A 20,328-nucleotide genomic window follows, 5' to 3' on the forward strand; every position below is an offset into this window, starting at 1 on the left:
AATGGACCTGCTCAACATCCTGTTGGAACCGCTCAGCTACGACTTCATGGTCCGGGCACTGATCACGACGGCGATCGCCGCCGTCGTCTGCGCCGTCCTGAGTTGCTGGCTGGTGCTGATCGGCTGGTCGCTCATGGGTGACGCGGTCTCGCACGCGGTGCTGCCCGGCGTCGTCCTCGCCTACATCGTGGGCGCGCCGTTCGCGCTCGGCGCGCTGGTGTTCGCGCTGTTGGCCGTGACCCTGATCGGCGTGGTCCGCAACACCAGCCGGGTCAAGGAAGACGCCGCGATCGGGATTGTTTTCACCTCGCTCTTCGCCCTCGGGCTGGTGCTGATTTCCGTGACCCCCAGCCAGACGGACCTGAACCACATCATCTTCGGGAACCTGCTGGGCGTGAGCACCGCGGACCTGGTGCAGGTGGTGGTCCTCGGCGTGGTGGCCTTCGGCATCCTCGTGCTCAAGCGCCGCGACCTGACCCTCTACGCCTTCGATCCCACCCACGCCCACGCGATCGGCCTCTCGCCACGGCGCCTGGGCGCCCTGCTCCTGGGCCTGCTGGCACTGACCTCCGTGGTGGCGCTGCAGACCGTGGGCGTGGTGCTTGTGGTGGCCATGCTCATCATCCCGGGGGCGACGGCGTACCTGCTGACCGACCGCTTCTCCCGGATGCTGGTGATTGCCCCGGCCATCTCCGCCGCCTGCTCGGTGGCCGGGATCTACATCAGTTACTACCTGGACACCGCCTCCGGCGCGATGGTGGTGCTCGCGCAGGGAGTGGTGTTCGCCGTCGTCTATCTCTTCAGCCCGCGGCAGGGACTGATCGGCACGCGGCTGGCGAAGGCGCGGCGGAGGCGTGCAGTGGCCCTGGCGCGTTGAGCGCCGGGCCGCCCCGGGCCGCGACGGCTGGCCTGCGGAACCGTCAGCGGAACAGGTCCCAGTAGGTGCCCATGATGATCCGGTCACCCGGCGTGGACTTCCTCATGTAGTCCAGCACTGCCCAGTCATCCAGCGAGATGCAGCCGGCCGTGGGGACCTTGTTCATGTGCAGGAAGATCGCGAAGCCTGCGTTCTGCACGATGTTCGGCCGGTTGTAGTTGATGACCACGCCCTGCCGGTAGTCGTGGGTTGACCTGGTGGCGAAGTACCACATGTTCTCGTCCCACCCCACCCAGGACGAAGACTCGAAGTACTTGTTGTAGGTGGGCGTCCAGGGGTTGCCGCCCCAGCGCGACCGCGGGTTCAGGGTGCGGTAGGCGAGCTTGGTTCCGGGGTTGCCAAGGCCGAATGCCTCGGTCACGCTGTAGGACCCGGTCGGCGAGAACAGGTACCGGGTGGGTCCGGACGGAACTCCCGGGGGTTTGAACCCCGAAGCACCCACATAGCTGTCCGTCTTCCAGTCAGGAACGTAGGTTCCGGCGAGGCTCTTGCAGTAAATGCTCGTCGACCGGGACACCTTGTAGTCGCGGGCGACGGTCAGAAGTACGCGGTTGGCGCCGTACGTGGGGTACTTGGACTTCCCGTTGTTCAGTTTCTGGCATACGGTGCCCTTGGAATAGATGCGGGTTCCCGCGTGGCCCTCCCAGCCGATGAAGCCGCCCTGGAAGTTCTGGATGCACTTGCCGTTGGCGCATTTTTCGTTCGAGAGCGGGTAGAGGAGGAGCCCGCGGTTGGCGCCTGCAGCGGCGTACTGGCCTCCGATGGCTCCCCTGACCACCCAGACCCCGCTGCCCGGCGACCAGTAGATGTTCCCGCCCTGGAAGCGCTGGAGGCAGCCGCTGGCGGGCTGGCCGCAGATTTCACTGGTTACGGGGTAGCCCATCACGCTGTCCTGCGCGCCCACCGACTTCCACCTGGTCTGGATGGCACCGCGGACAAAGCGGGCCCCGGTGGCGGGGGACCAGTAGATGGTTCCCTTCGCGAAGGACTGGAAGCATCCTCCGTTCCGGAGCCCGCAGCTCTCGTTCGAAAGGGGCACGCCCAGGCCTGCGGTTGCACCCAGAGCGGTCCAGAACCCGCCGATCGCCCCGCGGGACCAGATGCGGAAGACGGCGGTTCCGTTCCACACCAGGACCTTTCCGCTCGAGAACTTCTGCGACGTGCCGCCGGGCACCGTGGTTTCGTCGCCCAGCGGGTAGCCGAACGCGGCCAGGCCGCCACCCGAGAAGAACGCCGGACCGGTGTGGCCCGTCTTCGAAAGGACCGCGTGTGCACCGTCCGTGCTGGTCCAGTAGATCAAGCCGCCCTCGAACTTCTGCTGGCAGAGGCCGTCGGCGCAGTATTCCTTGGAGATCGGGGCGCCTAGGACGCCCGCGGCTCCGCCGAGTGCGAGCCACTTCTCGCCGATCGCACCGCTCGCGGTGAAGGCCGGTTCCGACGGCTCTGACAGCGTGGACGGTTCCGGGGGCGTGGACGGTTCCGGGGGCGACGGCTCCGGGGGCGTGGACGGTTCGGCAGGTTCCGACGGCGCCGGATCCTCGAGCGGCGCGGGCGGATCCACGCTGGGGGAAGGGCCGGGCTCCGGCGTTACCGAGCCGGTTTCCGGGGCGCTCGGACTGGGCTCGCCCGACGGGCTGGCTTCACCGGTTGGGAGCACCTCGCCGCTTGGCGACGGCCCCGTACCCGGTGTCTCCTCGGCGGCGGCCGGAGCTGCCGCCAGGGGAACCGCAGCAAGGCCGATCAGGAGGGTGGCGGTCACGAGCGATAATTTCGCCTGGAGTCCGGTCTTCACTGCGTTCCCCCGTTTCGCTGTGATGTCCTGCTGCGCTGTGGTGTCCTGCTGCGCTGTGGTTCCCTTTTTCACCGGGCGTCCTTGTTCACTGCTCGTCCTCGGCCGAGACAACCGGTTCGCACGTGCCGGCCCTGCCCGTGGTGCGGGCGAAATCCTTGGCCAGGACCTGGGCAGACTTTCCGGCCTGAACGGTTTCCGTGATCAGGGCGTGGCCCTGGACGGCTGCGCCGATGGTCACTGCGACGGCCACCGTGTAGGTTTTCGCGGATCCCGTGGAGTTGACGAGGGTTCCCTTGAATGTCCAGGAGCCGTCGGCTCCCGCCGTGCAACTGTGGTTCCGCAGCGCGTCGATCGCGTTGAAGGAAGTGGAGACGTCACCGGGGGACGAAGGTGGCGGTGAGGGGGTTCGTTCCGTCGGCGGGGTGGTGCCCAGGCTTGCGGATGCCGACGACGACGAAGCCGGGCTTGGGCTTTGACCGGCCGGACCCGTGCCTCCGCCGGAGCAGCCGGCTAAGGCAAGCGGAAACGCGGCAAGCAGAAATACGGCGGGCAGCAACCTTCTGATTCGCAAGTTTCCCCCCAGATCCAGTGCGAAGGCCAGGTGCAACGAAGACCGTCCACCTGCAGGGTGTGTCTGTCGAGCTAAACACAGGCTAGCCGCAAATGACCCGGGCAGGAAGCAGTCGCGTTGACTCACAAATAACCTCCGCGAAGGGGCATACGTTGCCTCATAAGTATTCCTCCGGCTGGTCTGGTGTTGCCGGGGCCGCGGTCCGGGGATACGCAAGGTGAATGGGTCTGACGATGTCCGAACGCAAGGCCGTGACGAAGCAGTTGGCGAGGTCCTACCGGGCCGGGGACAGGGTCCGGAAGGGCAGGATCCTGGACGGGGTTGTTGAGCTGACCGGCTGGCACCGGGATCATGCCCGTGCGGTGCTGCGCCATGCCCTGGACCCTCCACGGCCACGGCCGGTCAGGCCCGGCAGGGCACCGCTGTACGGCGCGGACCTGCAGCCGGCCCTGGTGTTCTGCTGGGCGGTGCTGCGGGCGCCGGCCGGGAAGCTGCTGGCAGCGGTGATGCCCGAACTGGTCCCGATGCTGCGCCGGGAGAAGGCCCTGGACATCACCGACGCCCAGGCAGCGCTGCTGGCACGGATGAGTGCGGCAACGATCGACAGGCGCCTGGCCGGGGAACGGGCCAAGCTGCTGCCGCGCGGACGGTCCCATACCAAGCCCGGATCGCTGCTGAAGTCCCAGATTCCGATCCGTACCTGGGCGCAGTGGGATGACGCCGTGCCCGGCTTTGTGGAGATCGACCTGGTCAGCCATGAAGGCTCCAACAGTTCCGGGCAGTTCTGCTTCACCCTCACGGTCACCGACATCGCCACCGGATGGACGATGAACCGCTCGGTGCCCAACAAGGCCCAAAGGCATGTCTTCGCTGCCCTGCAGCAGGTCATCTCCGGGTTCCCGTTCCCGGTGATCGGCATCGATTCGGACAACGGAGGCGAGTTCATCAACAACGAGCTCTTCGATTTCTGCCAGGAACAACGGATCACCTTCACCCGCTCACGCCCCTACAACAAAAACGACGGGGCACACGTGGAGCAGAAAAACTGGTCCAGGGTCCGGGAACTGGTCGGCTACCTGCGCTACGACACCGCCGCGGAACTGGAGCTGCTGAACCGGATCTGGGAGCTGGATGCCGTCTTCACCAATTACCTGCTGCCCCAGCAGAAACTCGTGGCCAAGACCCGCCGCGGGGCAAAGGTCACCAAGACCCACGATGCTCCCGCCACCCCGCACCGGCGCGCCGCCGCGGACCCGCACACCGGCCCGAAGGCCACCGCCCGGATGAACACCGAGTACCGCAAAGTCAGGCCGGCATCCCTGTCCCGGCAAATCCTCTCCCTAACCGGCCGGCTCGAAACCCTCGCCACCGCCAAGCAATCCGCCCCCGTCAAACCACCCGTCAACGAAGACTTCAACCGCCGAACCCCCCGGAGATATTCAATTGAGGCAACGTATGCCCCTTCCCGGAGGTATTGACATGAGGCAACAGGGCAGTCCGCGAGGCCGTGTGTAGCCCGGGTCACGAGTGGTGCGTTTCACACTGTAAGATGGGGTTGCTGGATTCGCCCTTCGATGATTCGCTCTGTAACTCGCAGAAGTGAACTGGATTCCGGCCTATGAGCCGAATCACGTGCAGTAAAGGGCGCTGGTACCTCCCCAACCCACAAGGAACAGCTGTGTCGCAAAGTACCCCCACAGACCTTAAGAACCCCACTGTCCAGGCAACCGCCGTCGACCCGTCCCTCAGCGCCGAGGGCTACAGCAAGACCCTGAGCCGGCGCCACGTCACCATGATCGCGATGGGCGGCGCCATCGGCGTGGGCCTCTTCATGGGCGCCGGCGGTCGCCTGGCCTCCACCGGCCCGGCCCTGATCTTCTCCTACGCGATCGCCGGCGTCATCGCCTACCTGCTCATGCGGGCCCTGGGCGAACTCATCATGTACCGCCAGACCTCCGGCTCCTTCGTCAGCTACGCGGGTGAACTCTTCGGCAAGAAGGGCGCCTACCTGTCCGGCTGGATGTACTTCATCAACTGGGCCATGACGGGCATCGCTGAATTGATCGCGATCGGCCTGTACTTCCAGTTCTTCTTCCCCAACGTTCCCGTGGAACTCTCCGCGATCGCCGCGCTGGTGCTGCTGGTGGCCGTGAACCTGTTCAGTGTGAAGGCGTTCGGCGAGTTCGAATTCTGGGCGTCCTGCCTGAAGGTCGCCGCGATCGTCATCTTCCTGGCCGTAGGCACGTTCATGGTGGTCACCAACGCCCAGGTGGGTGACGGGCACGCCTCCGTGGCCAACCTCTTCCATGCCGACGGCGGCATGTTCCCCAAGGGCGGCCTGGTGATGATCCTGGTCCTGAACGCCGTGATCTTCGCCTACAACGCCATCGAACTGGTCGGCATCACCGCCGGCGAAATGGCCAACCCGGAACGCGAAGTTCCCAAGGCGATCCGCGCCGTCGTGCTGCGCATCGTGGTCTTCTACGTCGGCTCCGTGACCCTGCTCGCCATGCTCCTCCCGTCCGACCAGTACAAGGCCGGCACCTCCCCGTTCGTCACTGTTTTCGGCCAGATGGGCCTGGGCTGGATGGGCGATGTCATGAACATGATCGTCATCACCGCCGCCCTGTCCTCCTGCAACTCCGGCCTATACTCGATCGGCCGCATCTTCCGCACCATGGCCAACAACGGGCACGCCCCGCAGTGGCTCACCAGGATGTCCACCCGCCACGTCCCGTACGCCGCCATCCTGGCCATCGGCGTCGTCTACCTCGTGGGCATCCTGCTGAACATCTGGCTGGGCGGCTCGTACGCCTTCGACCTGGCGCTCAATACTGCCTCGATCGGCGTGATCTTCACCTGGGGCTCGATCTTCGCCAGCCAGATCATGCTGCGGAAGAAGAAGGGCACGGTCTCCAGCCTCCCCATGCCGGGTTCGCCGTGGACCAGCTGGGCCGGCCTGGTGGCACTGGTGGCCATCGCCGTGCTGATCGGCTTCGACACCATGACCAGCAAGGACGGCGAGGTCTTCTACCTCGGCGCCTGGACGCTGGGCACCATCCCGTTCTTCGCCGTCGTGCTCTGGCTCGGCTGGCAGAAGGTCAAGAACAACGAGCCCAAGAGCGAGCTGTTCAGCTAACGTTTTGGATTACGACGGCGGGTGTCCCCTTGCGGGGGCGCCCGCCGTTTTCGTCCCCGCGCAGCCGAATCCCCGTCGGCGGTTGGGACTGTCAGAGCCCGGGTCTAGGCTCGAATCATGGAGCATACCACCACCCTGACGCAGCACATCAACGCCAGTCCGGAGAAGGTCTGGGCCGTCATTTCGGACATCCCCGGCTCGGCAACCACGCTCTCGGGCATCGACTCCGTCCAGATGCTCAGCGAGGGCCCGTACGGCGAAGGAACCCGCTGGAAGGAGACCCGCACCATGATGGGCCGGCAGGAGACCGTCGAAATGTGGGTGGCTGAAACCGACCCGCCACGCAGCACCACGGTCAAGGCCCTCCAAGGCGGTGCCGACTACACCACGCGCTTCACCCTGACCGGGCGGGACGGCGGCACGGACCTCACGCTGACGTTTGGCGCCGGGATCCTCAAGCCCACGCTCCTGAGCAAGGTCACCATGGCCCTCTTCGGAAAAATCGGAATGAGCATGACCCGCAAGGCCCTGGGCAAGGACCTCGCCGAGATCGCGGCCAAGGCAGAGTCCCTCTGATGGCGGCCGCGAAGCTTGCCGCCCCCAGGATTTCTCCGGTGCGGCTGGCGGAACTGCGCGACGACGACGCCCCGGATTTTCGCCGCGGCGAAAGGTACGACGGCGTCCGGTTCAGCCAGGTGCGGGCCGACGGCGAGGAGCTGGGCGGCGCGGATTTCCTCGAGTGCGAGTTCGACCGCGCCTCCTTCAACGAGACCCAGCTGCGCGGGGCGACGTTCAGGGACTGCATCCTCACAGAGCCCTATGCGCCGGTCCTCACCGCCGCGCGCAGTTCCTGGCGCGACGTCGAAATCAACAACCCGCGCTGGGGCTCCGCCGAACTGTACGAGGGCAGCTGGCAGTCGGTGCGGATCGACGGCGGCAAGCTGGACTTCCTGAACCTGCGTGGCTCCAAGCTCCAGGACGTCCAGGTGAGCGGCTGCATCATCAACGAACTGGACCTGGGCTCCTGCACGGCGAACCGGGTGGCGTTCAAGGACTGCACCATCGGCACGCTCGACGTCACGGGCGCCAAGCTCAAGGATGTGGACCTGCGCGGCAGCGAATTCCGGGCGGTCAACGGCCTGGGCGGGATTTCCGGCGTCGTGATCGACGACTACCAGCTCAGCCTGCTGGCTCCGCTGCTGGCCGGACACCTCGGCATCCGCGTCCTGTAACGCCTTCCTGTTGACCGGGGCCGGGCACCGTGTAATCTTTATAGAACGAACGGTCGGTAAATTATTCGCCGGCCCTGCTCCGTGAAGGATGTGCTCATGGTCGAGGCTTTTCTTGTTGGCGGCGTCCGTACGCCCGTCGGCCGCTACGGCGGCTCGCTTTCCGCAGTCCGTCCCGACGACCTTGCGGGGCTGGTGGTGGGTGAGGCAGTGGCGAGGGCCGGCGTCGACCCTGATTCGATCGACGAGGTGATCCTCGGCAACGCCAACGGAGCGGGCGAGGAAAACCGCAACGTCGCGCGCATGGCCACCCTTCTGGCCGGCCTGCCGCTCCACATCCCCGGCATCACCGTCAACCGCCTGTGTGCCTCCGGCATGAGCGCCATCATCATGGCCGGCCAGATGATCAAGGCGGGAGCCGCGGACATCGTGGTGGCCGGCGGCGTCGAATCCATGAGCCGTGCCCCCTGGGTCCAGGAAAAACCGTCCACCGCCTTCGCCAAGCCCGGCCAGATCTTCGACACCTCCATCGGCTGGCGCTTCGCCAACCCCCGCTTCACCAAGGGCGAGCTTTCCCGGGACGGGAAGATGACCTACTCGATGCCCGAAACCGCCGAGGAAGTCGGCCGCGTGGACGGCATTTCCCGCGAAGATGCGGACGCCTTCGCGGTCCGTTCCCACGAACTGGCCCTGGCCGCGATCGCCGCCGGCCGCTTCAAGGAGGAGATTGTCCCGGTGACGGTGAAGACCCGCAAGGGCGAGACCATCGTCGACACCGATGAAGGGCCCCGCGAAGGGACCACCCTGGAGGTCCTGGCCGGGCTGCGGCCCGTCGTTCCTGGCGGGTCCATCGTCACGGCGGGCAACTCCTCCAGCCTCAACGACGGCGCCTCTGCCATCATCGTCGCCTCCGAGGCGGCCATCCGGAAGTACGGACTCACTCCGCGCGCCCGCATCATCGACGGCGGGGCGGCCGGCTGCGAACCGGAGATCATGGGCATCGGCCCGGTGCCGGCCACCCGGAAGATCCTCGACCGCAGCGGCCTCGGCGTCGCCGACCTCGGCGCCGTGGAACTCAACGAAGCCTTCGCCACCCAGTCCCTCGCCAGCATGCGGCGCCTGGGGCTGGATGCCGGAACCGTGAACAACGACGGCGGTGCCATCGCCCTGGGGCACCCCCTCGGTTCCAGCGGCTCCCGGATCGCGATCACCCTGCTCGGCCGGATGGAACGCGAATTGTCCGGGGCAGGCCGTAGGATCGGCCTCGCGACGATGTGCATCGGCGTCGGGCAGGGCTCGGCACTTCTCCTGGAAGGCGTGTAATGGCAATGGATTTCTCATGGGACGGACATCCGCTGGACCCCGCAGGATTCAGCACCCTATTGATCGAGGAACAGGACGACCGGCTGACCGTCCTGCTCAACCGGCCGGAGGTGCGCAACGCCATCGACCAGCAGATGGTCGACGAACTCCACAGGGTCTGTGAGTATCTCGAACGCGTACCGAAGATCCTGATCATCGGCGGCTCCGAAGGCGTCTTCGCTTCCGGCGCGGACATCGGCCAGCTGCGGGACCGCCGTCGTGACGACGCCTTGCGCGGCATCAACTCCACCATCTTCGCCCGGATCGCCAAGCTCCCCATGCCGGTCATCGCCGCGATTGACGGCTACTGCCTGGGCGGCGGCGCCGAGCTCGCCTATGCCGCGGACTTCCGGATCGGCACCCCTGCCGTCCGGATCGGCAACCCGGAAACCGGGCTTGGCATCATGGCCGCGGCCGGCGCCACTTGGCGGCTGAAGGAACTCGTGGGGGAGCCCCTCGCCAAGGAAATCCTCTTGGCCGGGGCCGTGCTGCGCGCCGAGGAGGCGCTGCGGATCAACCTCATCACCGGCATCTACGAAGCTCCCGTGCTGATGGACGCCGCGCACAAACTCGCCGACCGGATCGCCCGCCAGGACCCCCTGGCCGTGCGGATCACCAAGTCCGTCTTCCACGCTCCCGAAGGCGCCCACCCCGTGATCGACACCCTTGCCCAAGGCATCCTTTTTGAATCGCGGGCCAAGTTCGACCGCATGCAGGACTTCCTGGACAAAAAGATGGCCGAGCGCCGCGCGGGGAAACCTCCGCAGGACGGCCCCGGCGCGGATACTGACAGCCCTCTCGAACCCCAGGACAGGACCACCACATGAGCACCGTTGCCGCTATCCCGCACGTCGTAGGAGTCCTGGGCGGCGGCCGGATGGGGGCCGGCATCGCGCACGCCTTCCTGGTCAAGGGCGCCACCGTGATCGTCGTGGAGCGGGACCACGAGGCCGCCGCCGGCGCACACGCCCGTGTGTCCGACGCCGTTGCCAAGTCCGCTGCGCGCGGCACCCTCGGCGAAACGTCCGAGGAAGCGCTGGCCCGCTTCAGCACGTCGACGGACTATGAATCGTTCATCCACTGCGGACTGGTGGTGGAGGCGGTCCCGGAAGATTTCGAGCTCAAGGTGACGGCGCTGAAGGCCGTGGAAGCGTACCTCTCCGCGGACGCTTTCCTGGCATCGAACACCTCGTCGCTGTCCGTCTCGGACCTGGCGTCGGAGCTGCATCGCCCCGCAAACTTCCTGGGCCTGCACTTCTTCAACCCGGTGCCGGCGTCCACCCTGATCGAGGTGGTCCTGGCCAAGCAGACCTCCCCGGACCTCGCCGCCGCGGCGAAAGGCTGGGTGGAGGCACTCGGCAAGACCGCCGTCGTCGTCAATGACGCACCGGGTTTCGCCTCCTCGCGGCTGGGCGTCGCGATCGCCCTGGAGGCGATGCGCATGGTGGAGGAAGGCGTGGCCTCGGCCGAAGACATCGACGCCGCCATGGTGCTGGGCTACAAGCACCCCACCGGGCCGCTGAAAACCACCGACATCGTCGGCCTGGACGTGCGCCTGGGCATCGCCGAATACCTGCACTCCACCCTGGGGGAGCGCTTCGCCCCGCCGCAGATCCTGCGCGACAAGGTGGCCCGGGGAGAACTCGGGCGTAAGAGCGGCAAGGGCTTCTTCGACTGGACCGACTGAGTCTGACGTGACACAGAGTCCGCAACGGCCGGCCGGCCGCTGCGGACTCTGTGTATGGGGCGCCCCTTGTGGGCGGCGCCTACTTCTTCAGGGCAGCGTTCACGGCCGTGCGGTAGCCGTTGTTGTAACCGGCCGCGTTCGGGTGGAAGTTGTCCGGGTTCTGGAGGTTGCCGTCAAAGTTGATCCACGGCTTGTCCGAACCGACGCCGTGGTCGATGAACCGCTGGGTCACGTCCACGAAGCGGCCCCCGGCCGCGCGGGTACCGGCGGCAATAGCCGCGTTCAGCGCGTCGGCCATGGAATTGAAGGTGGCCGCTAGGAGCTGCTGCTGGGGCGGCATCGTGCTGGTGACGGTGAAGAGCCTCGGGTAGCCGGTGACGACGATGTCGGCGGTGGGCGCGAGGGAGCGGAGGTACGCGACCAGCCCGGCAATCTTGGCGGGAAGCTGGGTGAGCGCAATCTGCGTGTTCGCCACCGCTCCGGCACAGGCGGCGCCCAGCGGATCCGGGACGCAGGCCGCGGTCACGGCCCCGGTGCCGACGTCGTTTCCGCCCACAGTGACGGAAATTTCGGACGCGCTGCCCAGCAGGGCGGTGTTGTTCGTGGCAATGACGGCGACGTCAGTGGTCGTCGCACCGAAGCAGCCCAGGTTGGTGCCGCCCAGGAGCGTGGGGTACGCGGCGGCCGATTGCAGGCAAGGCGGAGCTTCCGGCCCACCACCGGTGCCCGCGGCGTAGGAATCGCCGAGGCCCACGTAGGCCACGGCCTGCTTGGCCGCGGAGTCTGGCGCTGCCTGGGCCGGGGCGCCGGACAGGCCGAAGGCGAAGAGCGTGGCGGTGAGGGATACCACCGCGGTGAGCGCGCGGGATCTGGTGTGGTGCGGTTTCATCGGAATTCCCCTTGGTCTCGACGGAGCGGCGTCTCAAAAAGGGCGCTGTGAGTGCGACCCTACTCCCGCGCCGGCCGCCCGTCACGAGTAGTTGGTACTCGTTTGGGCCGGCGGTGCGGCCGGCCAGCAAGGCCTGATGCCCTGCCGCCGGGCCCGGTCCGCCGCGTCACGTCGGCGGCACAAGACTCCTTCGGCTTTTCCGCCACCTGTGCAAAGCTGGCAGGTATGGATGGGAGGGCTGCGGCATCGCTCCGCGGTGGCGTCCCTTGGGACGGCGCCGTAAATGCCTGGCATATCGCCGGGGATGTGTACCGGATGGGCAGGCGTGAATGGCTGACGCCGGGTGGCTGGCAGCAGATGTACGACGACGGCGTCCGGACGGTGATCGACCTGCGGAGCCCCCGTGAGCGGCAGCCCAGGGACACCGATCCCGATGTCCCCGCGGAACTACTGCAGCGTTTCGAGGTAGTGCAGTGCCCCACCGAAGACCCCGACGCCGAGGAGTTCGGCGAACTGTTCGGCCCGTACCTGAAGGATCCGGCGCACTACGGACACTACCTGCGGCTTTTCTCCGGCCGGCTCGCTGCCGTCTTCAAGGCGATCGCGGCTGCCCGCGGGAAAGTCGTGGTGCACTGCTCGGCCGGCCGGGACCGCAGCGGCATTGTCGCCGTTATGCTCCAACTCCTGGCCGGCGCCGGCGAGGAGGAGGTCGTCCGCGGCTACCGGCAGGGAATGCGCGGCATCAATGAACGCCACCGTACCCACGGCGTCCCGCACGTCCACGAACGATACCTCGATGACGCCAGCTTCGAAGCCCTACTGGAAACCCGCGAGGCCAGCCTGCTGGAGTTCGTCCGCTCCCTGGATGTTCCGGGCTTCCTCCTGGCCAACGGCCTCACCGCCGCCGAGGTCGAAGCGGTCCGCGCCAAGTTGGGGCCAGGGCCCAGGCTGAAGCCGGCCGCCAAGGAATCCCCGCCGACCCATTAACAGCGGCCGGGGCCGTCATGTATTCTTGGAAATGATTACCGAACGGCCGGTCAGTAATTTCGGCTGAAACAAGCTTCCGGCGTTCGGTTCCGTTCATGCTCCCGCCTTGGAAGGACCCGTCGACGATGACCAGTACCGCAGTCGCTCCGGATGTAACGGCCGTGCAGACCGTTCCCAGCTTCGTCCAGGGGGCCTGGTGGGCGCCCGCCTCCGCAGCGGAGGGCGTCCCCGTCCGGGACGCCAGCACCGGTGAGGTGCTCGCAAAGGTGAGCACCGAGGGCCTGGACCTGGCCGCCGTCGTCGACTACGGCCGCACGGTGGGCCAGCGCGAACTGGGCAAGCTCACCTTCCACCAGCGCGCGCTGAAACTGAAGGAACTCGCCCAGCACCTCAACACCCGCCGCGAAGAGTTCTACGACGTCTCCTTCAAGACCGGTGCCACGAAGATCGATTCGATGATCGACATCGACGGCGGAATCGGCGTCCTCTTCACCTTCGGGTCCAAGGGCCGCCGCGAACTGCCCAACTCGCAGGTGGTGGTGGACGGGCCCATGGAGGTGCTGTCCAAGGACGGCTCCTTCGCCGGCGAGCACATCTACACCCGCATCCCCGGCGTCGCCGCGCAGATCAACGCCTTCAACTTCCCGGTCTGGGGCATGCTCGAAAAGTTCGCGCCCGCGTTCCTGGCCGGTGTGCCCACCATCGCCAAGCCGGCCACGCCCTCGGGCTACCTGGCCGCCGCCGTGGTGCGAGCGATCGTCGAATCCGGCATCCTGCCCGAAGGGTCCCTGCAGCTTGTCTCCGGACCGGCCCGCACCCTGCTGGATGAACTCGACTACCGCGACCTCATGGCCTTCACGGGCTCGGCCTCCACGGCCAACTCGCTGAAGTCGCACCCCAATGTCGTCACGGGCGGCGTGCGCTTCACCTCCGAAACCGACTCGCTGAACGCGGCCATCCTCGGCCCGGACGCCCTTCCCGGCACTCCCGAGTTCGACGCTTTCGTCAAGTCCGTGGTCACCGAAATGACCGTCAAGGCCGGCCAGAAGTGCACCTCGATCCGGCGCACCATCGTCCCGCAGGCATTGGTGTCCGAGGTCGTGGCAGCCGTCGGTGCCCGCATCAACGAACGCGTGGTGCTCGGCGACCCGCGCGCCGAGGGCGTCACCATGGGCGCGCTTGCGTCCCTCGAACAGCTCGCCGACGTCCGCTCGGCCGTGCAGTCCATGCTCGACGCCGGCGGTGAGCTTGCGTACGGAACGCTGGATTCGCCGTCGGTCACCCGCGCCGACGGCACCGTGGGCGTGGTGGAAGGCGGCGCGTTCATGTCGCCGCTGCTGCTGAGCTGGGCCGACGCCGACGCGCAGGAAGTCCACGCCCGGGAGGCCTTCGGCCCGGTGTCCTCGGTGATCGGCTACCGCGACCTGGACGACGCCGTCCGCCTCGCCGCCCTCGGCAGCGGCTCGCTCGTGGCCACCGTCTGCACCAACGACCCCGAGGTTGCCCGCACCCTGGTCACGGGCATCGCCGCGCACCACGGCCGCGTCCTCATGCTCAACCGCGAGGACGCCCGCACCTCCACGGGCCACGGTTCGCCCGTGCCGCACCTGGTGCACGGCGGCCCGGGACGCGCCGGCGGCGGCGAGGAACTGGGCGGCATCCGCTCCGTGCTGCACCACATGCAGCGCACCGCCATCCAGGGCTCGCCCAACATGCTGACCGCCGTCACCGGTGTGTGGCACAGCGGCGCGGACCGCAACTTCACGCTGGAAAGCGAAGGCGTGCACCCCTTCCGCAAGTCCCTGGCCGAGCTGCGGATCGGCGATGCCTTCCGTTCGGAGCTGCGCCAGGTGACCCTGGAGGACATCACCGCGTTCGCCAACAGCACCGGTGACACCTTCTACGCGCACACCAATGAGGAAGCCGCCGCGGCCAATCCCTTCTTCCCGGGCATCGTGGCGCATGGCTACCTGCAGCTGAGCTGGGCCGCCGGGCTCTTCGTGGAACCCGCACCGGGCCCCGTGCTGGCCAACTACGGCCTGGAAAACCTGCGCTTCACCACGCCGCTGGCCGCGGGGGACTCCTTCAGGGTGGTCCTCACGGCTAAGAAGATCACGCCGCGCGAAACGGATGAATACGGCGAAGTGGCCTGGGATGCCGTCCTGACGAACCAGAACGACGAGACGGTGGCTACCTACGACGTGTTGACCCTCGTGGCGAAGTAGCGGGGGTTCCGGCCCGGCGGGCCGGGCTACCGGTCCGGGTCCCGCGGGCCCAGGGCGTTGTTTCGCCGGACCAATCCGGCGATCACCAGGGTCACGCCGAGCAGCACGGGGATGAGGCTGTACAGTGTGTGCCGCCCGCCCGTTGAGCTCATGACGATGGCGAAAACGAAGAACCCCACCAGGAGCAGGAGGCCTGTGATCATCAGGCCCCTGCCTTGGCGGGGGCTCCTCATGGGCTTGCCGACGGGCGGCAGCCAGTCAGGGACTTTGTCTGTCCAGCTCACAGTTCTTTTGTACACCTCCGGGCGTAAAATCTTGCCCGTAGGAGGTGGCGATCATGATTCTTGCCCTCAACACAGCCACAACCATCCTGCCCGTCGATGACCCAGCCCGCGCCCGCAGCTTCTACGCTGAAAAACTCGGACTCCCGCACCGCGGCATGACCTGGGATGGAAACGACCTGTTCGGCCTGGACGGCGGCCATATGTTGCAGTTGATGCCGGTCAAGGACGGTGCGCATTCGGAGCACACCACCCTGAGCTTCGAGGTCCGCAATATCGAGAGTGCCGTCGACGAGATGGAGGCCAAGGGCGTCCGGTTCCAGGATTACGACGAGCCTGACCTGAAGACCGACCACCACATCTGCACGACCGACGACGAGCGTTGTGCCTGGTTCATGGACAGCGAGCACAACATCCTTTGCATCCACGAGCCATTGGGCGTCGCGGAAAAGGTGGGCTCGTACGACGTCGAGTACCAGGTCTAGGCGGCAGGCCCGTCAGCGGTTCGGCTTAGTGGGCGCTGTCCACCTGGTCGGGGATCACGCTGCCGTCCGGGCGCTTGATCGGTTCCTTGCCGTGCTCCGGGGTGGTGAAGCCCTCGGTGGAGCAGGGGTAGGACCCGCTGCGTTGCGGCTTGGGGTCGATGAACATCGGTGTGATGAGCCATTTTCCGCCGTCGTTGTCGTAGGCGCGGCACATCAGTTCCGTGTTGTTCCGGTTGACCACCAGGCGTGCCTCCGTGGCGTCCCCGACGAAGGTCACGTCCGTGCCGGAGTCCCCGGCCGCGAGGATCTGCCGCCGCTCTGCGGGAAGCTGTTCGAACGCCGCGGGGCCGTCGACGCCGAAGATCTCCTGGTTGGCCCAGCAGCGCTTGCCGTCCATGTAGGTCATGACTGAATCCTCGCCGTCGGGCACGCCGCCACAGCCCACAAGGTGCGCGGTCTGCAGCCCGTCCCGGTAGACGCTGCGGACGCCGACCACGTGCGCGGCGTCGATGCCGACCTCGCCGGACCAGGCCTTGACCACGGGTTCGGGGGAGGCCGATACCACCCATGGCACCACGCCGTGGGCCTGGAGGGTGCCGATGAGGTCCTTGATCTGCGGGTAGATGCGGATGTAGCCGTCCACCTGCTGTGTTCCGACCTTCTGAGTGGCGCCCACCGCGGCTGCCAGGTTCTCCTGCTTCATCGCAGTGGCGAACCGGCCAAGTTCTTCTTCGCTGTAGCCTGCGGACAACGCCGTCCCCCAGGCGTACCCTCCCGTGACGCGCCGGGCATTGAAGCCCTCGAAGGCTTCCTCGCCCGCGCGGGTCTTTTCGTCGAGGATGGCCAGGATTTCGTCGGCGCAGGCGGTGTTCTTCGCGGTGTCCAGCGGCTTCCCGGCCGGGGTCGCGGTACCGCAGGCGGCGCTTAGGGCCTTTGCCGCGGCGTCGGTGAGGTAGCGGTTGGTGGTTTTCCAGTCCTTGTTTTCCGGCTGCAGGACCTTGTTGTTCCGCAGCATCCAGAAGTTGGTGCCATACCCGATGTCGTTCTTGACCACGGTGTTGTCCCAATCGAAGATGGCCACCGGGGCGGTGCCGCCCTTGAACGTTCCCGTGCAGGTGCTGTGCGCGTCAATGGCGGCCTGGAGCTTCTCCCGGACGCCCTGCGGCCATGCTAGGTTCGCGTCCAGTTGCCGGCAGGAAGCTGACGCCTTTGTGCTGCCTTCCGGGGCCGTGCCGGCGGCCGTCGCCGCGCAGGAGGTGATTGCGAGGATGCCGGCCAATGCCGCGGCGGCTGCGATGAAGCGGGTACCACGAGTCATGCGATATTCCCTTCTGTTTCGGTACGAAAACAGACCATAGCAGCGGGAATATCTGGTTGTATATAGTGCAACATGGCGCGCATTATGCAATATGCGCGGTAGGAGGTTTCCTAGACCGAAGCGTGCAGGCCGTCGAAGGCCATGGTGATGACGTCGTCGGCCAGGCGCTGCGGGGAGAGCGAACCGCCCGGCTTGTACCATTCCACGATCGAGTTGATGGTGCCGAACAGCAGCCGCGTGACCGTGCGCGGGTCGATGTCCTGGCGCAGCGAGCCTTCCTCGCGGGCGTCCGAAATCAGCGCGGCCACCTTGTGGTCGAAGGCGCGGCGGCGTTCGAGGGCGTTGCGTTCGATCTCGGTGTTGCCGCGCAGGCGCAGCAGCAGGGTGACGAAGGGGAGCCGTTCCACCAGGACCGAGATGGTCTGCCGCAGCACGAACTCCAGCCGGGCATCGGCGGGGCCGGACGTGGCCTCGGGCTGCTCCAGGATCGCCTCCAGGCCACCCAGGGCGTGGTCGAGGGCGAGCTTGAGCAGCTCGCCCTTCGACGGCACGTGGTGGTAGATCGCAGACTTGGAGATGCCGAGGTTCTCGGCCAGGATGCCCATCGAGGTGGCATCGTAGCCGTGGCGGTTGAAGACGTCGACGGCGATGCGCAGCACCGACTGCTGGTCGTATCCCGGCCGCCCGCGCTTGCTTGCTGTTGCTGTTTCCTTCGGCATGTCCGCTATTTTCCCATGTCCGGTTCCCCTGACCGCTTTGATTGCGCCCGGTGGCGCGCAGTTCGCTGTGGCGCTGCTCAGCCCTTGGGCCGCAGGTCGTAGATCCGGCGCAGCTTGCCGTTCGAGCGTTCCAGCGAGCCCGGGTCGACGACGTCGATCACGCACGAAGAACCCACATGGATCTTGATCTGCTCGCGCAAGGCGTGGCCCGCCGTCGTGCCGCCCTCTGGCGAGACGCCCTCGCGGCGTTCGATCTTCACGGTGAGGGTGTCCATGCGCTTGCCCTCGGGGCGGGTGATTTCCAACTGGAAGTGCGGGCTCAGCTCCGGGATGCGCAGGGCGATTTCTTCGATCTGCGAGGGAAACAGGTTCACCCCGCGCAGGATGATCATGTCGTCGCTGCGGCCGGTGATGCGGCCCATGCGGCGGTGCGCCGGGCGTGCGGTGCCGGGCAGCAGGCGGGTGAGGTCCTTGGTGCGGTAGCGGATGATCGGCAACGCTTCCTTGGTGAGGGAGGTGAAGACCAGCTCGCCGGGTTCGCCGTCGCCCAGCACGGACGCGGTGCCGCGCTCGGGGTCGAAGGGGTCGATGATCTCGGGGCGGAAGTGGTCCTCCCAGATGTGCGAGCCGTCCTGCGTTTCCACGGACTCGCCCGCGACGCCCGGGCCCATGACTTCGGAGAGGCCGTAGATGTCGCAGGCCTTGATGTTCATGGTGGTTTCGAGCTCGTGGCGCATTTCCTCCGTCCACGGCTCGGCGCCCAGCACGGCGTACTTGAGCGAGGTGGAGGCCGGGTCGATGCCCATGTGGGCCATGGCGTCCGCGATGGTCAGCAGGTACGTGGGCGTGGCCAGGATGGCGTCAGGCTGGAAGTCCTGGATGAGCTGGATCTGGCGCTCGGTCTGGCCGCCGGACATCGGGATCACCGTGCAGCCCAGCGCCTCGGCGCCCGCGTGGGCGCCCAGGCCACCGGTGAAAAGGCCGTAGCCGTAGGCGTTGTGGACCTTCATGCCGGGACGCACGCCGGAGGCACGCAGGGACCGGGCCACCAGGCGCGCCCAGTTGGCGAGATCGTTCTTCGTGTAGCCCACCACGGTGGGGCGACCGGTGGTGCCGGAGCTGGCGTGCACGCGGGCCACCTCGTTCTGCGGCACGGCGAACATGCCGAAGGGGTACTCCAGGCGCAGGTCTTCCTTGGTGGTGTACGGGAACTTGCCCAGGTCGCCCAGTTCGTGCAGGTCCGAGGGGTGGACCCCGGCGTCGTCGAACTTGCGCTTGTACAGCGGTACGCGCTCGTACGCGTAGGCCACGGTGTGCTGCAGCCTGCTGAGCTGGAGGGCCTCGAGCTCGTCGCGGGACATGGTCTCCTCGGGGTCCAGCTTTGCAGGGTCCAGCGAGGCGTCCTGCTGCGTGGCGTTGAGGGTGGTGCTGTTCTGGGTCATGTCTGCCTACTTCTTGGAGATGGTGCGGCTGCGGCCACGGAACTCGGCGATGAGTTCGCCGTAGCCTGCTGGGTCATCGGAGCTGGGATCCGCGGACGGGGCGCCGAGGGCGCCGGGGTCCGCGGCGAAGATCTGCACGTCGTACAGGCCGCTGCGCCCCGTGTGCGCCCGGCGGTTCGCGACGGCGGTGATCACCTGGCCCTTGAACGAGGGCTGCAGGAAGTTGATGTCGACGCCGGAAGCCACCGTGATGTTGCGGGCTTGCGACGGCGTGGGGCTGGCGGGGTTGCACGCCAGCGCGAAGGCGGTGTCACCGAAGGCGAAGATCATTCCGCCGTGGGCCATGCCGAAGCCGTTGAGCATTTCCTTGCGCAGGGTCATCCGGATGGTGGCGTGTCCGTCGTCGAGCCGGATGACCTCGAGTCCCATCCATTCGGAGGCGTAGTCGTTCTTGAGCAGATGGTGCTGCACTGCACCCTGTCCCTGAACTGCATCGGAAAGCGCGGTTTCAACCATGCGTCATTGCCTCCAGTTTTATTTACCGAATGTTCATTAGGTAATCCCAGATCGGCGGAAGTGTCAAGGGCCACACCGACCGGGGCGGGGTCGGAGGGGTAGCCTCGGAGCATGCCAAGCATCGATTTGCCCATCCGCACCGGGCGGCTGCTGCTGCGCCGCTTCGAAGCCGGGGACCTCGAGCGTTTCCATGCCTACCAGTCCTTGCCGGAGACGGCGAGGTTCCTGCTCCGGCCCGAACTGAGCCTCACGCAGGCCATGGAGGCCCTGGGTCGCTACGCCAACTTCACCTTCGAGATGGAAGGGGACTGGGTCTGCCTGGCGATCGAGCGCGAGGACCACCCCGGGCTCCTCGGCGAGGTGGTCCTGAAGTGGCTGCCGGGTACCGGGCAGGCGGAAATCGGCTGGATCATGGCCCCGGAGTGGCGCGGGCACGGCTACGCCACCGAAGCCGCCGAGGCGGTGCTCCGGCTTGGCTTCGAGACCCTGATGTTCCACCGCATCGACGCCAAGCTGGACGCCCTGAACAAGGGTTCGGCCGGGATCTGCGAACGGCTGGGCATGCGCCTGGAAGCCACCCTCGTGGACAACTGGCATTACAAAGGCCAATGGTCCACGGAGTTGATCTACGCCATGCTCGACAGCGAATGGCGCCGGCGCAACAGCGAGGACTAAAGCAACGCGGGGTCAGTTACGGCCCATTCCGGCGCCCCGGATGGGCCCTATCTGACCCCGCGTTGGCATCAAGG

21 protein-coding genes are annotated in these 20,328 nt (G+C 66.9%); 13 read left to right on the forward strand and 8 right to left on the reverse strand.

Going from position 1 to position 20,328, the window contains the following annotated elements; translation table 11 throughout:
- The first annotated feature begins 1 nt into the window (after position 1).
- A complete protein-coding gene (locus tag D3654_RS18315; protein ID WP_120522893.1) occupies positions 2 to 877 on the forward strand; it encodes a metal ABC transporter permease in 876 nt (291 codons plus the stop codon).
- Positions 878 to 920: 43 nt separating this feature from the next.
- Here D3654_RS18315 and D3654_RS18320 read toward each other — a convergent pair whose 3' ends face one another.
- Both D3654_RS18320 and D3654_RS20580 read right to left on the reverse strand, forming a co-directional pair.
- Positions 921 to 2,801, reverse strand: a complete 1,881-nt coding sequence (locus D3654_RS18320; protein WP_120522894.1) for a hypothetical protein — start codon at positions 2,799 to 2,801, stop codon at positions 921 to 923.
- A 13-nt stretch (positions 2,802 to 2,814) separates the two neighbouring features.
- Positions 2,815 to 2,979: a hypothetical protein gene (locus D3654_RS20580; RefSeq protein WP_162943792.1), complete on the reverse strand. Its 165-nt coding sequence runs from the start codon at positions 2,977 to 2,979 to the stop codon at positions 2,815 to 2,817.
- Between the two features lie 43 nt (positions 2,980 to 3,022).
- On the opposite strand from D3654_RS20580, the gene D3654_RS18325 reads away from it, so the two are divergent.
- From D3654_RS18325 to D3654_RS18360, 8 genes are all read left to right on the forward strand, one after another.
- Positions 3,023 to 3,205: a hypothetical protein gene (locus tag D3654_RS18325; protein ID WP_162943793.1), complete on the forward strand. Its 183-nt coding sequence runs from the start codon at positions 3,023 to 3,025 to the stop codon at positions 3,203 to 3,205.
- 316 nt (positions 3,206 to 3,521) lie between these two features.
- Positions 3,522 to 4,778: an integrase catalytic domain-containing protein gene (locus tag D3654_RS18330; protein WP_245413322.1), complete on the forward strand. Its 1,257-nt coding sequence runs from the start codon at positions 3,522 to 3,524 to the stop codon at positions 4,776 to 4,778.
- A gap of 200 nt (positions 4,779 to 4,978) precedes the next feature.
- Complete coding sequence (locus D3654_RS18335; protein ID WP_120522897.1) at positions 4,979 to 6,439, forward strand: amino acid permease; 1,461 nt, start codon at positions 4,979 to 4,981, stop codon at positions 6,437 to 6,439.
- A gap of 117 nt (positions 6,440 to 6,556) precedes the next feature.
- On the forward strand, positions 6,557 to 7,015 hold the full coding sequence (locus D3654_RS18340; protein WP_120522898.1) for an SRPBCC family protein: 459 nt from the start codon (positions 6,557 to 6,559) through the stop codon (positions 7,013 to 7,015).
- Complete coding sequence (locus tag D3654_RS18345; RefSeq protein WP_120522899.1) at positions 7,015 to 7,671, forward strand: pentapeptide repeat-containing protein; 657 nt, start codon at positions 7,015 to 7,017, stop codon at positions 7,669 to 7,671. The genes D3654_RS18340 and D3654_RS18345 overlap by 1 nt, the downstream gene beginning before the upstream one ends.
- Positions 7,672 to 7,767: 96 nt before the next feature.
- On the forward strand, positions 7,768 to 8,991 hold the full coding sequence (locus D3654_RS18350; RefSeq protein WP_120522900.1) for a thiolase family protein: 1,224 nt from the start codon (positions 7,768 to 7,770) through the stop codon (positions 8,989 to 8,991).
- On the forward strand, positions 8,991 to 9,857 hold the full coding sequence (locus D3654_RS18355) for an enoyl-CoA hydratase/isomerase family protein (protein WP_245413323.1): 867 nt from the start codon (positions 8,991 to 8,993) through the stop codon (positions 9,855 to 9,857). Before D3654_RS18350 ends, D3654_RS18355 begins: the two co-directional genes overlap by 1 nt.
- Positions 9,854 to 10,717 carry a 3-hydroxyacyl-CoA dehydrogenase family protein gene (locus D3654_RS18360; RefSeq protein ID WP_120522901.1) on the forward strand — a complete coding sequence of 288 codons (864 nt, stop codon included), beginning with the start codon at positions 9,854 to 9,856 and terminating at the stop codon, positions 10,715 to 10,717. The genes D3654_RS18355 and D3654_RS18360 overlap by 4 nt, the downstream gene beginning before the upstream one ends.
- A gap of 79 nt (positions 10,718 to 10,796) precedes the next feature.
- Here the strand turns inward: D3654_RS18360 and D3654_RS18365 are convergent, their stop codons facing one another.
- Entirely contained in the window at positions 10,797 to 11,606 is an 810-nt protein-coding gene (locus tag D3654_RS18365; RefSeq protein WP_120522902.1) for an SGNH/GDSL hydrolase family protein, read from the reverse strand.
- Positions 11,607 to 11,831: 225 nt separating this feature from the next.
- On the opposite strand from D3654_RS18365, the gene D3654_RS18370 reads away from it, so the two are divergent.
- Both D3654_RS18370 and paaZ read left to right on the forward strand, forming a co-directional pair.
- Complete coding sequence (locus D3654_RS18370) at positions 11,832 to 12,593, forward strand: tyrosine-protein phosphatase (RefSeq protein ID WP_120522903.1); 762 nt, start codon at positions 11,832 to 11,834, stop codon at positions 12,591 to 12,593.
- A 125-nt stretch (positions 12,594 to 12,718) separates the two neighbouring features.
- Positions 12,719 to 14,818, forward strand: coding sequence for a phenylacetic acid degradation bifunctional protein PaaZ (paaZ, locus tag D3654_RS18375; protein ID WP_120522904.1), 2,100 nt, complete (start codon positions 12,719 to 12,721; stop codon positions 14,816 to 14,818).
- A 26-nt stretch (positions 14,819 to 14,844) separates the two neighbouring features.
- Here paaZ and D3654_RS20585 read toward each other — a convergent pair whose 3' ends face one another.
- On the reverse strand, positions 14,845 to 15,021 hold the full coding sequence (locus tag D3654_RS20585; protein WP_162943794.1) for a hypothetical protein: 177 nt from the start codon (positions 15,019 to 15,021) through the stop codon (positions 14,845 to 14,847).
- 134 nt (positions 15,022 to 15,155) lie between these two features.
- Between D3654_RS20585 and D3654_RS18380 the strand changes: the two genes are divergently transcribed.
- Positions 15,156 to 15,584 carry a VOC family protein gene (locus D3654_RS18380; protein WP_120522905.1) on the forward strand — a complete coding sequence of 143 codons (429 nt, stop codon included), beginning with the start codon at positions 15,156 to 15,158 and terminating at the stop codon, positions 15,582 to 15,584.
- A gap of 25 nt (positions 15,585 to 15,609) precedes the next feature.
- On the opposite strand, the gene D3654_RS18385 is transcribed toward D3654_RS18380, so the two are convergent.
- The 4 genes from D3654_RS18385 to D3654_RS18400 form a co-directional block, all read right to left on the reverse strand.
- Complete coding sequence (locus D3654_RS18385) at positions 15,610 to 16,902, reverse strand: HAD family hydrolase (RefSeq protein WP_120522906.1); 1,293 nt, start codon at positions 16,900 to 16,902, stop codon at positions 15,610 to 15,612.
- 110 nt (positions 16,903 to 17,012) lie between these two features.
- Positions 17,013 to 17,621 carry a TetR/AcrR family transcriptional regulator gene (locus tag D3654_RS18390; protein ID WP_120522907.1) on the reverse strand — a complete coding sequence of 203 codons (609 nt, stop codon included), beginning with the start codon at positions 17,619 to 17,621 and terminating at the stop codon, positions 17,013 to 17,015.
- A gap of 77 nt (positions 17,622 to 17,698) precedes the next feature.
- On the reverse strand, positions 17,699 to 18,982 hold the full coding sequence (locus D3654_RS18395) for an AMP-binding protein (protein WP_245413325.1): 1,284 nt from the start codon (positions 18,980 to 18,982) through the stop codon (positions 17,699 to 17,701).
- An 87-nt stretch (positions 18,983 to 19,069) separates the two neighbouring features.
- Positions 19,070 to 19,579 (reverse strand): hotdog fold thioesterase, encoded by a 510-nt coding sequence (locus D3654_RS18400; RefSeq protein ID WP_120522908.1) that lies wholly within the window; start codon positions 19,577 to 19,579, stop codon positions 19,070 to 19,072.
- Positions 19,580 to 19,690: 111 nt separating this feature from the next.
- Between D3654_RS18400 and D3654_RS18405 the strand changes: the two genes are divergently transcribed.
- Positions 19,691 to 20,254, forward strand: a complete 564-nt coding sequence (locus tag D3654_RS18405; protein ID WP_120522909.1) for a GNAT family N-acetyltransferase — start codon at positions 19,691 to 19,693, stop codon at positions 20,252 to 20,254.
- The last annotated feature ends 74 nt before the right edge of the window (positions 20,255 to 20,328 follow it).

The organism is Arthrobacter celericrescens (assembly GCF_003614925.1).
Taxonomy (GTDB): Bacteria; Actinomycetota; Actinomycetes; order Actinomycetales; family Micrococcaceae; genus Arthrobacter; species Arthrobacter celericrescens.

Excerpts from the sequence above, each read along its gene's own strand:
- D3654_RS18365 (WP_120522902.1), bottom strand. The coding sequence starts at position 11,606 with ATGAAACCGCACCACACCAGATCCCGCGCGCTCACCGCGGTGGTATCC.
- D3654_RS18390 (WP_120522907.1), bottom strand. The coding sequence starts at position 17,621 with ATGCCGAAGGAAACAGCAACAGCAAGCAAGCGCGGGCGGCCGGGATAC.
- D3654_RS18345 (WP_120522899.1), top strand. The coding sequence starts at position 7,015 with ATGGCGGCCGCGAAGCTTGCCGCCCCCAGGATTTCTCCGGTGCGGCTG.
- D3654_RS18400 (WP_120522908.1), bottom strand. The coding sequence starts at position 19,579 with ATGGTTGAAACCGCGCTTTCCGATGCAGTTCAGGGACAGGGTGCAGTG.
- D3654_RS18395 (WP_245413325.1), bottom strand. The coding sequence starts at position 18,982 with ATGTCCCGCGACGAGCTCGAGGCCCTCCAGCTCAGCAGGCTGCAGCAC.
- D3654_RS18380 (WP_120522905.1), top strand. The coding sequence starts at position 15,156 with ATGATTCTTGCCCTCAACACAGCCACAACCATCCTGCCCGTCGATGAC.
- D3654_RS18385 (WP_120522906.1), bottom strand. The coding sequence starts at position 16,902 with ATGACTCGTGGTACCCGCTTCATCGCAGCCGCCGCGGCATTGGCCGGC.
- D3654_RS18340 (WP_120522898.1), top strand. The coding sequence starts at position 6,557 with ATGGAGCATACCACCACCCTGACGCAGCACATCAACGCCAGTCCGGAG.
- D3654_RS18355 (WP_245413323.1), top strand. The coding sequence starts at position 8,991 with ATGGCAATGGATTTCTCATGGGACGGACATCCGCTGGACCCCGCAGGA.
- D3654_RS18370 (WP_120522903.1), top strand. The coding sequence starts at position 11,832 with ATGGATGGGAGGGCTGCGGCATCGCTCCGCGGTGGCGTCCCTTGGGAC.
- D3654_RS18315 (WP_120522893.1), top strand. The coding sequence starts at position 2 with ATGGACCTGCTCAACATCCTGTTGGAACCGCTCAGCTACGACTTCATG.
- paaZ (WP_120522904.1), top strand. The coding sequence starts at position 12,719 with ATGACCAGTACCGCAGTCGCTCCGGATGTAACGGCCGTGCAGACCGTT.
- D3654_RS18405 (WP_120522909.1), top strand. The coding sequence starts at position 19,691 with ATGCCAAGCATCGATTTGCCCATCCGCACCGGGCGGCTGCTGCTGCGC.
- D3654_RS18350 (WP_120522900.1), top strand. The coding sequence starts at position 7,768 with ATGGTCGAGGCTTTTCTTGTTGGCGGCGTCCGTACGCCCGTCGGCCGC.
- D3654_RS18360 (WP_120522901.1), top strand. The coding sequence starts at position 9,854 with ATGAGCACCGTTGCCGCTATCCCGCACGTCGTAGGAGTCCTGGGCGGC.
- D3654_RS18330 (WP_245413322.1), top strand. The coding sequence starts at position 3,522 with ATGGGTCTGACGATGTCCGAACGCAAGGCCGTGACGAAGCAGTTGGCG.
- D3654_RS20585 (WP_162943794.1), bottom strand. The coding sequence starts at position 15,021 with ATGATCACAGGCCTCCTGCTCCTGGTGGGGTTCTTCGTTTTCGCCATC.